The organism is Pseudomonas sp. P1.31 (genome assembly GCF_001269815.1).
Classification (GTDB): domain Bacteria; phylum Pseudomonadota; class Gammaproteobacteria; order Pseudomonadales; family Pseudomonadaceae; genus Aquipseudomonas; species Aquipseudomonas rustica.
The window spans coordinates 270,210-285,155 of record NZ_LHVN01000007.1; the positions used below are offsets into that span (position 1 = coordinate 270,210).

Annotated in this window: 11 protein-coding genes and 1 pseudogene; 8 read left to right on the top strand and 4 right to left on the bottom strand. The window is 58.4% G+C overall.

Going from position 1 to position 14,946, the window contains the following annotated elements; translation table 11 throughout:
• The first annotated feature begins 133 nt into the window (after nt 1-133).
• Nucleotides 134-2,695, top strand: a complete 2,562-nt coding sequence (locus tag AD669_RS04485) for a LuxR C-terminal-related transcriptional regulator (RefSeq protein WP_053117212.1) — start codon at nt 134-136, stop codon at nt 2,693-2,695.
• Between the two features lie 165 nt (nt 2,696-2,860).
• The gene (locus tag AD669_RS04490; protein WP_053117214.1) at nt 2,861-5,272 is read left to right on the top strand and encodes a dermonecrotic toxin domain-containing protein; all 2,412 of its coding nucleotides are present in this window, start codon (nt 2,861-2,863) and stop codon (nt 5,270-5,272) included.
• A 43-nt stretch (nt 5,273-5,315) separates the two neighbouring features.
• Here AD669_RS04490 and AD669_RS04495 read toward each other — a convergent pair whose 3' ends face one another.
• Nucleotides 5,316-6,110, bottom strand: coding sequence for an IclR family transcriptional regulator (locus AD669_RS04495; protein WP_053117216.1), 795 nt, complete (start codon nt 6,108-6,110; stop codon nt 5,316-5,318).
• Nucleotides 6,111-6,274: 164 nt separating this feature from the next.
• Between AD669_RS04495 and hmgA the strand changes: the two genes are divergently transcribed.
• The 4 genes from hmgA (at nt 6,275) to AD669_RS04515 (ending at nt 11,156) form a co-directional block, all read left to right on the top strand.
• Complete coding sequence (hmgA, locus tag AD669_RS04500; RefSeq protein ID WP_053117218.1) at nt 6,275-7,579, top strand: homogentisate 1,2-dioxygenase; 1,305 nt, start codon at nt 6,275-6,277, stop codon at nt 7,577-7,579.
• 3 nt (nt 7,580-7,582) lie between these two features.
• Nucleotides 7,583-8,887 (top strand): fumarylacetoacetase, encoded by a 1,305-nt coding sequence (gene fahA, locus AD669_RS04505; protein ID WP_053117220.1) that lies wholly within the window; start codon nt 7,583-7,585, stop codon nt 8,885-8,887.
• Between the two features lie 12 nt (nt 8,888-8,899).
• Entirely contained in the window at nt 8,900-9,535 is a 636-nt protein-coding gene (maiA, locus tag AD669_RS04510; RefSeq protein ID WP_053117222.1) for a maleylacetoacetate isomerase, read from the top strand.
• 265 nt (nt 9,536-9,800) lie between these two features.
• Nucleotides 9,801-11,156 carry an aromatic acid/H+ symport family MFS transporter gene (locus tag AD669_RS04515; RefSeq protein WP_053117224.1) on the top strand — a complete coding sequence of 452 codons (1,356 nt, stop codon included), beginning with the start codon at nt 9,801-9,803 and terminating at the stop codon, nt 11,154-11,156.
• A gap of 79 nt (nt 11,157-11,235) precedes the next feature.
• Here the strand turns inward: AD669_RS04515 and AD669_RS04520 are convergent, their stop codons facing one another.
• Nucleotides 11,236-12,039, bottom strand: a complete 804-nt coding sequence (locus tag AD669_RS04520) for a transglutaminase family protein (protein ID WP_053117226.1) — start codon at nt 12,037-12,039, stop codon at nt 11,236-11,238.
• Between the two features lie 185 nt (nt 12,040-12,224).
• Between AD669_RS04520 and AD669_RS04525 the strand changes: the two genes are divergently transcribed.
• On the top strand, nt 12,225-13,244 hold the full coding sequence (locus AD669_RS04525; RefSeq protein ID WP_053117228.1) for a Glu/Leu/Phe/Val dehydrogenase dimerization domain-containing protein: 1,020 nt from the start codon (nt 12,225-12,227) through the stop codon (nt 13,242-13,244).
• A gap of 144 nt (nt 13,245-13,388) precedes the next feature.
• On the opposite strand, the pseudogene AD669_RS04530 reads toward AD669_RS04525, so the two are convergent.
• Nucleotides 13,389-13,643 (bottom strand): annotated as a pseudogene (locus AD669_RS04530) (YebG family protein); the annotation flags it as partial.
• A gap of 337 nt (nt 13,644-13,980) precedes the next feature.
• On the opposite strand from AD669_RS04530, the gene AD669_RS04535 reads away from it, so the two are divergent.
• Nucleotides 13,981-14,481, top strand: a complete 501-nt coding sequence (locus AD669_RS04535; RefSeq protein ID WP_053117232.1) for a phosphate-starvation-inducible protein PsiE — start codon at nt 13,981-13,983, stop codon at nt 14,479-14,481.
• Here the strand turns inward: AD669_RS04535 and AD669_RS04540 are convergent.
• Nucleotides 14,478-14,795 carry a DUF3509 domain-containing protein gene (locus tag AD669_RS04540; RefSeq protein WP_053117234.1) on the bottom strand — a complete coding sequence of 106 codons (318 nt, stop codon included), beginning with the start codon at nt 14,793-14,795 and terminating at the stop codon, nt 14,478-14,480. The two genes, AD669_RS04535 and AD669_RS04540, sit on opposite strands and share 4 nt — an antisense overlap.
• Nucleotides 14,796-14,946: the final 151 nt, after the last annotated feature.

Here is a 14,946-nt window from a genome sequence, read left to right on the forward strand (position 1 = left end):
GGATACATCGGCAAGGCAAAAGGCGACCACTCGGTCGCCTTTTTTATGGGCCGCAATCAGCGCGCTGAATACTCGTCAACAAGGTGCCCGGAGCGGGCTAGGGTGAGTGCACAACGATAAGAAGGCTCACTCGATGACCGCCATGACGCCCTGCCTGGATCGCCGCGGATTTCTGCCCAGGCTTTCTTCCCATCATCAGTCGCGTACGCGTTTGAGCGCGCCGTTGCTCGAATCCGTGGCGCGGGTGCGGCTGGTGTGCGCGCCGGCCGGCAGCGGCAAAAGTGCATTGCTTGCTGAATGTCTGTTTCAGGCGCCGCTCGCGTGCGATGTGCGGTGGTTGCCGTTGGCTGGCGTAACGCTCAGTCCCGCCGACTTCTGCCAGCGTCTGGCGCAGACGTTGGGACTGGCCGAGCGGGTGGATGAGGCGCGGTTGATCGCGACGCTGGCACGTTGGGCTGAGCCGACCTGGTTGTTTATCGACGATTACTGTCGTCTGCCCGATCCGGCGCTGGATGCGTTGCTTGATCGCTTGCTGGCGGTCAGCAGCCCGGCACTCACGTGGTGGATCGGCACGCGCCGACGTCCGCAATGCAACTGGCCGCGTTTGCTGCTCGACGATGAGTTATATGAATCTGAAAGCGTGACCCTCGCCCTGACCCAAAACGAAATCGCTAGCGCGCTGACGCATTTGACGGCAGAGCAGGCCAACAGTGTGGCCGGGCGAATTGTCCAGCGCACTGGCGGCTGGTGCGCCGGGGTGCGCATGGCGCTGCTGCAAAAGTGCGACTGGACGCAAAGTCTGCAACCGCAACAACGTGTCGACACGCTGCTCGATTATCTGCAACACGAACTGTTCAGCAGCCTTACGCCGGAGCTGGCTGAAGCCTGGCGGGTGTTGGCGCATCTGCCGCGATTCAATGCCGAACTGTGCGAGCACCTGTTCGGTGCCGGCGAGGGTGCGCAACTCTTGCGCACGCTGCAAACGCTGGGCTGCTTTATCGAGCCGTGGCACGAATCGGCTGAATGGCTGCAAGTGTTCCCGCCGCTCGCGCAAGTCATGCGCGAAGAGCAATGGCCGGCGAGCCGTTCCTGGCATCGGCGTGCCTGTCAGTTTTTTACCGTCGGCAAGGATTGGCGTTCGGCCTTCGAGCAGGCGCTGCTCGCCGAAGAATTCGAAGTGGCGGTCAGCCTGTTGCAGCACTTCAGTTTTGAGCATCTTTTTGAAGAGCAGACCGTGGTGTTGTTGCTGCAATTGCACGAGCAACAGGGCGAAGAATTGATTTTGAGTTCGCCGCAATTGGTCGGTCTGTTTACCGGGGCGCTGTTATTTGCCGGCCGCTTCGAACAAGCAGAACAATGCATCGCGCATATGACGCGATTCCTGCCGCAACCGTCAGTGCAATCCGAGCGGCAGTTAATTGCCCGTTGGCAGGCGCAACAGGGTTGGCTCCTGCATTTGCAAGGGCAGATGCAGCCCGCGCAGGAACACTTTCAGCATGCGCTGGCCGAACTGGCCCCCGAGACGTGGCCGACCCGGCTGCTGTGCCTGTCGGGGCTGACTCAGCAGGCATTTCTGCGCGGTGAACTCGACGTGGCGCATGCGTTCAACCGGCAAGCGCTGTGCCTGGCGCGGGCACATGATTCATTGGTCTTCGAAGGCCTGCTCGAACTTGATCATGCGCACCTGCTCGAACAGCGCGGTGCGAGCGCACGGGCCGAGGCGTTATTGAGCAACATGGATGAATTGCTTCGCGAACACACTGTGCGGCTGACGCCTTTGCACGGCAGGATCGCGCTGCTGCGCGGGCGCCTCGCACTTAATCAGGGGCTGGACGAACGCGCGGCGGCACTGTTTCAAAGTGGCTTGAATGATTGCCTGCGCAGCCACGACAAACGAGTGCTGTACGGCTATTTGGGACAGGCGCAATTGGCGGCCAATCAGCGTGATTTTGAGCTGGCCTTCAATCGGCTCCGGGCGGCTGAACGCTTGATGCAGCAGCGGCAGATTCCCGACACGGTCTATCGCGGTGTGCTGCTGCAGGTCAGCAGCCATTTCTGGTTGCAACAGCAACGTCAGGATCTCGCTTGTGAAGCGCTGAGCCGCGTGTTGCGTCATTACCAGGGAGCTCAAGCTGTGCAGGCTCCGCCAGCAACCGTGCTGCTCATCCCGAGAATTGAATACCTGCTGATCCTTGCTCGCGCTGCCGGTTCGCCGATGGACGCTGAGCACCTGGCGCAGTTGCAGCGCAGGATGAGCCAAGCCCAATCCAGCGCGATGAACGCCTTGCACACGGAATTGCAGCTGGTCATCGCCGAGCTTTTGTGGCTCGCCGGCCGCAAGGATGAAGCCGATAAAGCCTTGCGACAGGGGCTGCGGCTGGCGGCGGATTTTCAGTGCCGTCAGGCGTTGCAAGAGTTGAGTCTGCGCAGGGCCGAGATGCTGCAAACGGTGGCGCTGCCATCGGCTCATCATGCGGATTTTGAAAACTCCGCCAGTTTGCCTTTGTTGAGTCAGCGCGAACTGAAAGTTTTAAAGCTGATTGCCCTCGGTTATTCGAATCAACAGATTGCCGATGAAATGTTTATCTCGTTACACACGGTAAAGACTCACGCTCGACGTATTAACGTAAAGCTCTGCGTAGAGCGCCGGACTCAGGCGGTCGCGAAGGCAAAGTTGTTAGGCGTGCTGAGTTAAAAATAAAGCGTGCTAACAGCACGTTGAAGTCATTGAGACGTTTTGCATGCTTTGCCCATATTTTGAATTGCTTGTCGGTTTTTTTGTTTTCGCCAACTGAAGTAATTTTTGCCCGTTGACCTGCCATTCGGCTGGTTGTGTTCTGAAATAACTCAGGGGCATTGAATGAACTTGTTTGATAAGCGAATTTTGGCGAACGTGCAAGAACCTGCAAAGTGGCTGGGAAATGCCGAGGGTGATAAGCAGCTCGAGTTTGCGCAGTTAGAACAACAGCTTGTTGCCAGTCGACTGCATCTCGAACGACAACTGGAGCACCTGACCGATCTCCAGTCGTATGCGCGCTTTGTCATTGCTGGTTCGATCAGGCTCGATTTTGGTACGGTATTGAATCCTGATCAAATCACCGTTCGTTCACAATATGTTTTCAAAGTAGGCCCGCACACTATTCAGCAGGACAACTCACGGAGTCTGACCGAATTTGCGCTGTATGGGCTGCACGACAAATCGTCACGCGCCCGACTGGAATGCGTGGGCGAAGGCGTGCCGATACAGATGAACCAGCAATGGGTCGAAAACGTCTTGGATACTGCTGATTTGCGCTCCGCTTATGCTGTCAACTTGCGCAAAACCTATGAGGAAAGCAGTGTCGTCGAGGCGATGAGTGCCTTTATAAAACAGCAGTTGTTGCTGAGCGCCTTTTCCGCGCGGCTGCAGGGGCAACTTGATCAAACCAATCTCGAGCGTGTCCGGCGCGCGGTCGAGGGCGAGGCGGGGCTAATTGTCGGATACCTGATACTGGAGCTTCCCGGGGTCAATAATCGGCCGTTCAAGGATCTCGTGGTGATCGGTCCTGATCAGCCTGGGCGGGGTGACTGGCTTCTGTATGCGCCGGGCTCTCCGGGCAATCGCGAATGGCGAGAGTTTCCCGATATTCGGAGTTTGAGCTTTGAGATCGGCGCCTGGACGGCGACTGAAAAGGGTTGCGATTATCTTGTCTGGCAGTCTCATGCGATGGATCGGCAGGTCATTTCCAGCCATCTAAAGAAAGTCTTGCAATTACCCTCTCTGTGGCGAGGCGTAGAGGTGGGGCCTACGCCTTACCGTGGCTCCGAAGCGATGTTGAATCTGGTGTACAACCAGCGTGCCTGGATTGTGGCGCAGGAAGAAAGTGTCACACCCTATGCCTATCGTACGGCCACCGATGGACAGCGTCAGACGTTCGCCAGGGTCAGTACCGAACTTCAGGCGCTGCAAACCGTAAATGTACATCAGGGCGGATTTATTGCTTATGAACAGTTCTGCTTTGACCTGATCAAACAGCGTGTTGAACAAGTGATATCGGAACGGGGCGAGTCTGTTTCAGTCAATCCGGATCAGATCCGGGTTGAAATCAGCGAAGATCAGCAATTGACGCTGAGGCAGTTGATTGTTGCTGAAGTGCACTTTTATGCCGACGGTGCCGGTCAACCCAAATACCCGCGATTTGTTGTAGCTGAAAATCATCCACCGTTAAGGACTCTGGATATTCGCGACATCGCCGGTTGGTCACGAACACTGCGCCCGGGTGAGCAGTACATCGATATGTTGCGTGCCGTTCATCTGAATCGAAACAATAGGGAGGGTGCATTCAAGCGGCAGATATATCTGTCGGCTTTGATACGCAAAATGTATGTGGCCGCCATGCAGGCTTTTTTCAGCGGGCGTCTGAGCGCTCAAACGCTTCCTGAATTACTTAATCTCATTGGCGGGATTGATGGTGAACACCCGCCTAAATCGATTCTGGAGAAGATTGGTACAGTCAAATACAGCGCGATGTGCAGTTTGCATATCAAGGGTGAATTGGTGGTCGGTGTGTACGTGTTCCGTTTGCACGTCGCGGGTCATGTTGAAGAATACGTGTTCGCCCCGGATGCCCCGGACGGCTGCGAAATCTGGCCATTTCACGAGTTCGTCAACGCTGTGAAAACACGCGGTTACGGGCGTTACTTTTATGAGAGAGTCGAGGAGAAGTCTCAGCGCAAGGTCAAAAGCTATCTGGATCAGCTTGAGGAACAAAGCAACTTCGTAGAGGCTCCTGTTCTGGAGTCCAACAGCCGAATAGCTAACTTCCAAACCTGCTATGACGAATTGATTAACAAGGTCATTTCCGATGTCGATGAAAAGACTCAAAGCCTGAGCGAAATTATTTTCGGGCTGGTTTTTGATGGCGTTGTCACGGCGGTCACTGCACTGAGTTTCGTCTTTCCGCCGGCGGGCATTGCTCTGAGTGTTGTGTTGTTCACCAAAGAAACGTTATCCGGCCTTGATGCACTTGTTCAGGGTGATCGGGCGAAAGCGCTGAAGCATTTTGTGGAAGCAATTGCGGAACTGGCCTCGTTGGGCAAGGCTGCCGCGGGTAAGCGCGCCGCGTCCACATTGCAACGTAACTTCGTTTCACTCATCGGTGACGTTTATAAAGTCGAGAGTTTTTACAGGCAGGCAACAGGACACGCTGGTCTGCCCGGTCTGGCAAAGGAGGCCATTCAGGAGATCCTGGATGGCCCTCAAGCCCTGACCAGTAAAACCACGGTTATCTGACCCAGTACCGTGCCATGCCACAGCGTCGCACTAATGGCGCTGCTCAGCGACTGACTTCATCGCTTTGGTAGCCCATTCGCCAGCTCACGGCCCGCGTCGCCGCCAACAAGCGCTGCGCCGCCGGGCCGTTTTCGTCAGCGTGAAACAACGAGGTCGGGCCGACAATCGTGAGCACCGCCGCGACCTGGCCGACGGCATTGAACACCGGCGCGGACAACGCGTCCACGCCGGGCATCAGCAAGCCGTGAACATGGTGCAGACCGCGTTCGCGGATCTGTTCGCACAGGGTTGTGTAAGTCTTTTCGTCTTTGAGCGGGTGATCGGCAACGGCGATTTCCTGCTCGCGCAGATCATCGGTTTCCCGATGCGGCAGAAACGCGCTGAACACCAGTCCCGTCGAAGAACTGAGCAGCGGCAGCACCGAGCCCAACTGCGTCACCACCGTCACCGCACGCACCGCCGGTTCGATGTGCACCACGGTTGCACCCTGATTGCCCCACACCGCCAAAAAACAGGTCTCGTTGAGTTCGTCGCGCAGTTCGGCCAACGGCAGGGCGGCGACTTTCAGCACGTCCATACTGTTGAGTGCAGCCAAACCCACGCGCAGTGCTTCGCGACCGAGACCGTAATGGTTGGTGGCGGCGTTCTGCTCGGCAAAACCCGAGGCGATCAACGCCTGTAAATAGCGATGCACCTTGCTCGCCGGCATCTGCACGTGTTCGGCCAGACGCGACAGCGAGGTCGACGGTGACAACTCGGCCAAAGCCTTGAGGATGTCGGTGCCGACTTCGGCGGAGCGGACTTTCTGTTTGCCGTTACTGTCGCTGGTTTTTTCCATGGTGCGGCCGGGTTCCGATACGAATGGGCGTCTTTATAGCTTGACGCTGGATAGCGAGCAAATTACGTTATGCGTAATCGAATTACGATAATAACAACCCCGGCGTGCCGAAACCTCTGAGCCAGAGCGATGGGCCACTGCCGACTCCCTGTTCAGGAGGCTCCATGAACCTCGATTCAACCGCTCAGGGGCTGGCGTATCAGTCCGGTTTCGGCAACGAATTCAGCACTGAAGCGTTGCCCGGCGCGCTGCCCATCGGCCAGAACTCCCCGCAAAAAGCCCCGTACGGCCTCTACACCGAATTGTTTTCCGGCACCGCGTTCACCATGGTTCGCAGTGAAGCGCGGCGCACCTGGATGTACCGGATTCAGCCGTCGGCCAATCACCCGGCGTTCGTCAAACTGGAACGGCAATTGGCCGGTGGGCCGTTGGGCGATGTGACACCGAATCGTCTGCGCTGGAATCCGCTGGAGATTCCCGCTGAGCCGACTGATTTCATCGATGGCCTGGTGAGCATGGTGGCCAACTCCGCCGCCGAAAAACCGTCCGGCATCAGCATTTACAACTATGCCGCCAATCGTTCGATGGAACGCGTGTTCTTCAATGCCGACGGCGAACTGCTGCTAGTGCCGCAACTCGGCCGTCTGCGCATCGCCACTGAATTGGGTGTGCTGGAAGTGGCGCCGCTGGAAATCGTCGTGCTGCCGCGCGGCTTAAAATTCCGCGTTGAACTGCTCGACCCGCAAGCACGCGGTTACGTCGCCGAAAACCATGGCGCGCCGCTGCGTCTGCCGGATCTGGGGCCGATTGGCAGCAACGGTCTGGCCAATCCGCGCGACTTCCTGACCCCGGTCGCTGCTTACGAAAATCTGCAGCAGCCAACCACGCTGGTGCAGAAATTCCTCGGTCAGTTGTGGGCCACCGAACTCAATCACTCGCCGCTGAACGTGGTCGCCTGGCACGGCAATAACGTGCCGTACATATACGACCTGCGCCGTTTCAACACCATCGGCACGGTGAGTTTCGATCATCCCGATCCGTCGATCTTCACCGTGCTGACGTCGCCGACCAGCGTGCACGGTCTGGCCAACCTCGACTTCGTGATCTTCCCGCCGCGCTGGATGGTCGCCGAAAACACCTTCCGGCCACCGTGGTTCCACCGCAACCTGATGAACGAATTCATGGGCCTGATTCAGGGTGAATACGACGCCAAGGCTGAAGGCTTCGTGCCCGGCGGCGCGTCGCTGCACAGCTGCATGAGCGCCCACGGCCCGGACGGCGAGACCTGCACCAAAGCCGTCAACGCCGAGCTCAAACCGGCGAAAATCGACAACACCATGGCCTTCATGTTCGAGACCAGTCAGGTGCTGCGCCCAAGCCGTTTCGCCCTCGACTGCCCGCAACTGCAATCTACTTACGACGCTTGCTGGGCCACGCTGCCCGCCACGTTCGACCCGACCCGGAGATAACCCATGACGCAGAATTCCATCACCCGCAGCTGGGTCGCTTCAGCCAACGGTCACGCAGATTTCCCGTTGCAGAACTTGCCGCTCGGTGTGTTCAGTATCGACGGTTCGGCGCCGCGCGCAGGTGTGGCGATTGGCGAACAGATTTTTGATCTGCAAGTCGCGCTGGAAGCCGGGCTGTTCGACGGTGCCGCGCGCAGTGCCGTCGAAGCCATGCACGGGGGCCAGTTGAACGCGTTTTTTGAACTCGGTCGCGACGCTCGTGTGGCTCTGCGCGAACGCTTGCTGGAACTGTTCAGCGAAGGCAGCACGCACCGTGGCAGCATCGAAGCGCAAGGTGCAAAACTGCTGCCTCTGGCCGCCGATTGCCAACTGCACCTGCCGGCACGCATCAGCGATTACACCGACTTCTACGTCGGCATCGAACACGCGCAAAACGTCGGCAAACTGTTCCGTCCGGATAACCCGCTGCTGCCGAACTACAAACATGTGCCAATCGGCTATCACGGTCGCGCCTCCACCGTGCGCGCCTCCGGCACCGACGTGCGTCGTCCTAAAGGTCAGACCTTGCCGGCCGGTCAGACTGAGCCGACCTTCGGTCCGTGTGCGCGACTGGATTACGAACTGGAACTGGGCATCTGGATCGGTCAGGGCAACGAGATGGGCGATTCGATCGCCATCGGCGATGCCGCTGATCACATCGCCGGTTTCTGCCTGCTCAACGATTGGTCGGCGCGCGATATCCAGGCCTGGGAATACCAACCGCTGGGCCCGTTCCTGTCGAAGAGTTTCATCACCAGCGTTTCTCCGTGGGTCGTAACAGCAGAAGCGCTGGCGCCATTCCGCACCGCACAACCGAAACGACCTGAGGGTGATCCGCAGCCGCTGCCGTACCTGTTCGATCAACGCGATCAGGACGGCGGTGCTTTCGACATCGAACTGGAAGTGCTGCTGCTCACCGAAGCCATGCGCGAACAGAATCTGCCAGCCCATCGCCTGACCCTGAGCAACACCCGCTACATGTACTGGACTGTCGCGCAAATGGTCGCGCACCACAGCGTCAACGGTTGCCAGTTGCAGGCCGGTGATCTGTTCGGTTCGGGCACCTTGTCCGGCCCGGAAAACGGTCAGTTCGGCAGCCTGCTGGAAATCACCGAGGGCGGTAAAAAACCGATCGAACTGGCCTCCGGCGAAGTGCGCAAATTCCTTGAAGACGGTGACGAAATCATCCTGCGCGCACGTTGCGCCCGTGATGGTTTCGCCTCGATCGGCTTCGGCGAATGCCGTGGCAAAGTGTTGGCGGCGCGCTGACAGGAGCGGTTTATGGATCTCTATACCTACTACCGTTCGACCTCGTCGTATCGCGTGCGGATCGCGCTGGCATTGAAGGGCCTCGACTATCAGGCGTTGTCGGTCAATCTGATCGCGCCGTCCGGTGGCGAGCATCGGCAGGCGGCGTATCTGGCGATCAATCCACAGGGCCGGGTGCCGGCCTTGCGCACTGATGAAGGCGAGTTATTGATCCAGTCGCCGGCGATCATCGAGTACCTGGAGGAACGTTATCCACAGGTGCCGTTGTTGCCGGAAGACCTCGCGGCCCGCGCCCATGTGCGTGCTGTCGCGGCGGTGATCGGTTGCGATGTGCATCCGCTGCACAACGTTAGCGTGCTCAATCGCCTGCGCCAGTCGGGGCAGGAAGAGCCGCAGGTGGTCGAGTGGATCAGTCACTGGATCGGCCAAGGCTTGGCGACGGTGGAGCAGTTGATTGGTGATAGCGGTTTCTGTTTCGGCGAGTGGCCGTGTGTGGCGGATGTTTACCTGATTCCGCAGTTGTATGCGGCTGAGCGGTTCAATGTGTCGTTGGAGGCTTATCCGCGAATCTGCCGAGTGGCGGCGCTGGCGGCAGACCATCCGGCATTCATCAAAGCCCATCCCGCGAATCAACCTGACACCCCGTAACCAAAATTGTAGGAGCAAGGCTTGCCCGCGAAAGCGGTGGTTCAGTTATCTATTGTGTTGCTGACCCACCGCCTTCGCGGGCAAGCCTTGCTCCTACAGGTGTTTTGCAACACATGATCGTTCCCACGCTCTGCGTGGGAACGCATCCCGTGACGCTCTGCGTCACAGTGGACGCAGAGCGTCCCCGGCGGCATTCCCACGCGGAGCGTGGGAACGATCCGGTTGCCACAGCAAAAAATCATAAAAACAAAACAGGTACCTTGCGATGCACAACCAGATTGCCAGCTTCCGTGCGGCACTCGACGCCCGTCCGGTGTCCCGCTATCAGTGGTTGCTCCTGATCCTGCTCGCCTTGCTGCTCGTCACCGACGGCTACGACGCGCAGGTGCTCGGTTACGTTGTCCCGGCACTGGCTCAGGATTGGGGTCTGGAAAAAGCCGCATTCGGACCTGTTTTCAGCGCCAACCTGCTCGGTTTGACCATTGGGTCGCTGGTGGTCACGCCATTGGCTGACCGTTTCGGCGTGCGACGAATTCTGCTCGCTTGCGTGCTGATCTACGCCACGCTCACCGTGTTGATGCTGTTCGCCGATTCCCTGAATACGCTGATGATCGCGCGCTTTATCTGCGGCATCGGCATGGGCGGCGCGATGCCCAGCGCGATGGCGTTGATGTCGGAATATTCGCCCCCACGCTTGCGTACTTTGATGGTCACGCTGGCGGCGTGCGGCTTTTCGTTCGGTGGGGCGGCGGGTGGTTTTGTCGCGGCCGGATTTATCGATCAATTCGGCTGGCAAGCGGTGTTCCTCGCTGGCGGCGTGACGCCGTTGCTGCTTTTCCCGTTCCTCTGGTGGATGTTGCCGGAGTCGCTGCCGCGTTTGCTGCGTGACGCGCCGCCGTATGCGCGCCTGCGCAAAGTCACCGCGCGAATGCTGCCGGACTGGCAACCGCCAGTGGCGAGCGTCGAGCAAAACGAACGCGAGCAGGGCAGCAAACTGACCGTGGTTGAATTGTTCCGCAACGGCTACGCGCGACCGACACTGCTGATTTGGGCGACGTTTTTTGTCAGCCTGATTCTTCTGTATTTCATGATCAGTTGGCTGCCGACGTTGCTGCTGGAAAGTGGCCTGACACTCAACGAAGCCAATCTGGTGACGTCGATGTTCCTGTTCGCCGGCACCCTCGGCGCGATTTGCATGGCGTGGTTTGCCGACCGTTTAAAGCGCAAGGTGCGGCTGTTGTCTGGCGTGTTGGCCGGCGCGGCGCTGTGTACGATTTTGCTCGGCCTTAATCACGACAACCCGCGTTATCTGGTGGCCTGCGTGTTTGCGGCGGGGTTCTGCATCATCGGCGGGCAACTGACGTTGAATGCGTTCGCGAGTAATTTTTATCCGGCGCACGTTCGCGCCACGGGTACTGGTTGGGCATTGGGTGTAGGGCGTTTTGGTTCGATTCTCGGGCCATTGTTCGGCAGTCTGCTGCTGGCAATGCACATACCGGTGGCGCAGATTTTCTTCTTCTGCGCGATTCCGGCGGTCATCGCTGCGCTGCTGATCATCCAGGTGCGCTCGCCTTCCGAGGGTGGTTCGATTGTTGGTATTGAGGGGGCGGTTAAATCCTGAAGATCAAAAGATCGCAGCCTGCGGCAGCTCCTACATGGGATCATCTGTAGGAGCTGCCGCAGGCTGCGATCTTTTGCTTTTAATGGACGACGGAATTAGGCGGCAGGTGGCTGAGCCGGTCGGTCAGGCGCAGACGCTGGATCGGATCATCGCTCAGCAACAACGCACGCTCCAGATCGAAGCGCTCGGCATTCGGGCAATCCAGCCGCTGATACAAACTCGCCCGCGCCAGATAATCAGCGGCAGCGGCGTCGCCCAGTTCGAGTACCCGTTCAGCGTCGATCAGCGAGGCAATGTAGTCCTCATGGGTCAGGTGCAACTGCCGCAAGTTGCGCGACAAACGTTGCAGCATCTGCACCGGCGAGGCGGTCAGTAAATGCTCGGCGTTGAGCTTCATGTTCGGCCCGTATTGGCGCTGCAACAACTCGCGACAATCATTCGGATACAGGCGTCGACCGCCGCAGGGATCAAGCAGGTGATCGGCCCCCGGTACTCGCAGCAGAAAGTGCCCGGGGAAGTTGACCCCGACCAGCGGAATCTCCAGGCCCTGTGCCAACTCCAGCGCAATCAACGCCAGCGCCAAAGGCTGACCGCGACGGGTCTGCATGACTTTGGGCAGCATCGCCGCCTGCGGTCGTAACGGCAAAAAATCATCCTGAGCGAAACCCAGATCAGTCATCCGCCGCAATAACGGTTGCGCCAGTTCACTGACCGGCAGCATCGGCAGCCCATAACTCACGCGCTGTTGCAACTCTTTGAAGTCGTGCAGCAGCGCCGCCGGGTCGACGTCTTTTTCGTGCTCGGCAGCAATCCACAACGCGGCTTCAAACAGCGCGGGCGGTGAACGGTGCAGGCACTCGAAAAATCGTTGACGCGGACTCATCGCAATCTCCCTCGAATGCCTCGTTTTAGCCCCGTCAGTGCTATTCGTCCAGTGGCGGATTCTGCAGCGATTGAGTTATGCCGCAAAACATCTGTCTCCGAGGCCGCTTATTCCGGTGCGCTCCAGCAATTTTCAGGCGCAAGCCTATACTGGCGTTCTACAAGAAGTGATTCGGGAGCCCAACAATGTTTGCGCTCATGCAAAGCACTCGCCTGGATTCGCTGCACCTTAGCGTCGACCCGGTTTCAGGGTTGAAGGCGGTCATTGCCATCCATAACAGTCGCCTCGGGCCAGCCTTGGGCGGGTGTCGTTACCTTGCCTATCCGAATGATGAATCAGCCATCGAGGACGCCATCCGTCTGGCTCAGGGTATGAGCTACAAAGCCGCGCTGGCGGGATTGCCGCAGGGCGGTGGCGTTGCGGTGATCGTGCGGCCGGCGCATGTGGAAAATCGTGCGGCGCTGTTCGAGGCGTTCGGCCGCTGCATCGATCAGCTTGATGGCCGTTACATCACCGCCATCGACAGCGGCACCTCAGTGGCGGACATGGATTGCATCGCTCAACAAACCCAACACGTCACCAGCACCACCTCGGCGGGCGATCCGGCCCCGCATGCGGCAATGGGCGTGTTCGCCGGTATTCGCGCGACCGCCATGGCGCGGCTGGGCAGCGATAATCTTGAAGGTTTGCGCGTGGCGATTCAGGGGCTGGGCAATGTCGGGTATGCGCTGGCGGAGCAACTACACGCGGCGGGTGCCGAATTGCTGGTCAGCGATATCGACCACGGCAAGGTGCAACTGGCGATGGAGCAACTCAACGCGCACCCGATTGCCAACGATGCCTTGCTCAGTACGCCGTGCGACATTCTTGCGCCGTGTGGGCTGGGCGGGGTGCTCAACAGTCACACCGTCACACAATTGCGTTGCTCGGCGGTGGCGGGCTCGGCGAACAATCAACTGACACATCTGGACGTGGCTGATCAATTGGAACGGCGCGGAATTCTTTATGCGCCGGATTATGTGATTAATGCCGGTGGGCTGATTTATGTCTCGCTGAAGCATCGCGGCGAGGAATTGCCGACGATTACCGCGCATCTGTCTAAAATCAGTTCGCGGCTGACGGAAGTGTTTGCTCATGCGCAGGCGGAGAAGCGTTCGCCGGCGCGGGTGGCGGATGAGTTGGCGGAGCGGGTTTTGTATCGGTGATGGGGGAAGATCAAAAGATCGCAGCCTTCGGCAGCTCCTACAGGGGCTGCGATCCTTTGTTGATTACTTCGGGGCTTTTGCCGCTTTCGCTGGCTTGGCCGGCGCTTCAGCAACTTCTGCCACTTCAGCGTTCTCGACAGGCTCGGCCGGTGCGTTGATCAGCTCCGACAGCGCGTCAGGCTGGCTCTTGAACGCTCGGGCGAACACATCGCGATTCTTCGCCATATAGATCCCGGCTTCTTCCACTTGCTGTTCAGTCAGGGACGGAACGGCTTTTTGCAGGACATCGGCCAGATATTCGGCCAGTTCGAGCATTTTGTCATGACGGTCAGCTTCGGCTTTATCCATGAACAAGCGCTCCAGATCTCGGCTGCTGCGGTATACCACTTCGACGGCCATTCACCACCTCACATGCCTTCACATTAAGTTGTCTTGACGACTACTGTATCCATATACAGCGAAAAGGATAAGCGAATCCCTGCGCCATGGGTAGTGGGATTTTAATGTAGACCGGATTTAGGGTTTGTCAGTGAGATCGTGTTGGGGCCATTCGCGAGGAGGTTCGCTCCCACAGGGATCGTGCAAACCCGAGGCCTGCGACCAAACGCCACGGCGCGGGTTTGGTGATGGCTCGCCATGATGGCGTGGCCTCTTTTCTGCATGAAAACCGTTACGTGCAGAAAACCGTCACGTCCAACGCGCATCATCCGCTCGCATCGAGCTAAGGAACATCATCGTGAAAATAAACTGGGCCGAGAAACTGCGGCAAAACGTGCATCAACTGGCCGAGTCCCTGGGCAACCTGTTCGTCGAAACCTTTCACTATCTGGCGCTGTTTGCCATCGGTGCGGTGACGGCATACGCGGCGGTGATGGAGTTTCTCGGGATGCTCGAGGAAGGCCACATCAAGATCGATGACATTCTGTTGCTGTTCATCTATCTCGAATTGGGCGCGATGGTCGGGATTTATTTCAAGACCAACCACATGCCGGTGCGCTTCCTGATCTACGTGGCGATCACTGCGCTGACGCGCCTGTTGATCTCCAACGTCTCGCACCACAACCCGCCGGACATGGGCATCATCTACCTGTGCGGCGGGATACTGCTGCTGGCGTTGGCGATTCTGGTGGTGCGTTACGCCTCGTCACAATTTCCCTCGGTGAAAATCGAGAAACCACAGCGCACCCTCGGTACAGGTTCCAGCGAGCATCCCGAGGTCGAGAAGGGCGAGCTTTAAAGTCCGGCCGCTGGTCGGGGCTGATCAATGATTTTTTGCGGTGGCGGGGTCAGTCCGTCGCCGCTGGTCATCGATTCGAGGATCGCCATGGCGCTGTGGCCCTGTTCGATGGCGATGCCGAATTGAATGCTCTGCACCAGCCGTTTAAGGCGCGCGGGATCGTTGCGTTGTTCGGCGCTGATCATGCGTTTGGCCACGATCCGGCCGTTGTTGGACAGGGTCAGCATAATGCTGCCGTCCAGCCCTTGAATGCTCAGGTTGATCTGATAGTCCGGCGCAAAGGCATCGGTAATGATCTGAAATGGATTGTCCATGATGCGTCACCGCCTGATTGAACGTGCAGTTGTTGACCGGCCGTGATCGGGTTGGTTCGCCAGACCTGATCACCGGCCATTCCGTGGCCATTCGCGAATTGCTCGTGTAGGAGCTGCCGCAGGCTGCGATCTTTTGACGTTGTTTTTTAAG

Bases quoted from the DNA above. Each gene is read 5' to 3' on its own strand.
- AD669_RS04485 (WP_053117212.1), top strand. From the start codon at position 134: ATGACCGCCATGACGCCCTGCCTGGATCGCCGCGGATTTCTGCCCAGG.
- AD669_RS04490 (WP_053117214.1), top strand. From the start codon at position 2,861: ATGAACTTGTTTGATAAGCGAATTTTGGCGAACGTGCAAGAACCTGCA.
- AD669_RS04495 (WP_053117216.1), bottom strand. From the start codon at position 6,110: ATGGAAAAAACCAGCGACAGTAACGGCAAACAGAAAGTCCGCTCCGCC.
- hmgA (WP_053117218.1), top strand. From the start codon at position 6,275: ATGAACCTCGATTCAACCGCTCAGGGGCTGGCGTATCAGTCCGGTTTC.
- fahA (WP_053117220.1), top strand. From the start codon at position 7,583: ATGACGCAGAATTCCATCACCCGCAGCTGGGTCGCTTCAGCCAACGGT.
- maiA (WP_053117222.1), top strand. From the start codon at position 8,900: ATGGATCTCTATACCTACTACCGTTCGACCTCGTCGTATCGCGTGCGG.
- AD669_RS04515 (WP_053117224.1), top strand. From the start codon at position 9,801: ATGCACAACCAGATTGCCAGCTTCCGTGCGGCACTCGACGCCCGTCCG.
- AD669_RS04520 (WP_053117226.1), bottom strand. From the start codon at position 12,039: ATGAGTCCGCGTCAACGATTTTTCGAGTGCCTGCACCGTTCACCGCCC.
- AD669_RS04525 (WP_053117228.1), top strand. From the start codon at position 12,225: ATGTTTGCGCTCATGCAAAGCACTCGCCTGGATTCGCTGCACCTTAGC.
- AD669_RS04540 (WP_053117234.1), bottom strand. From the start codon at position 14,795: ATGGACAATCCATTTCAGATCATTACCGATGCCTTTGCGCCGGACTAT.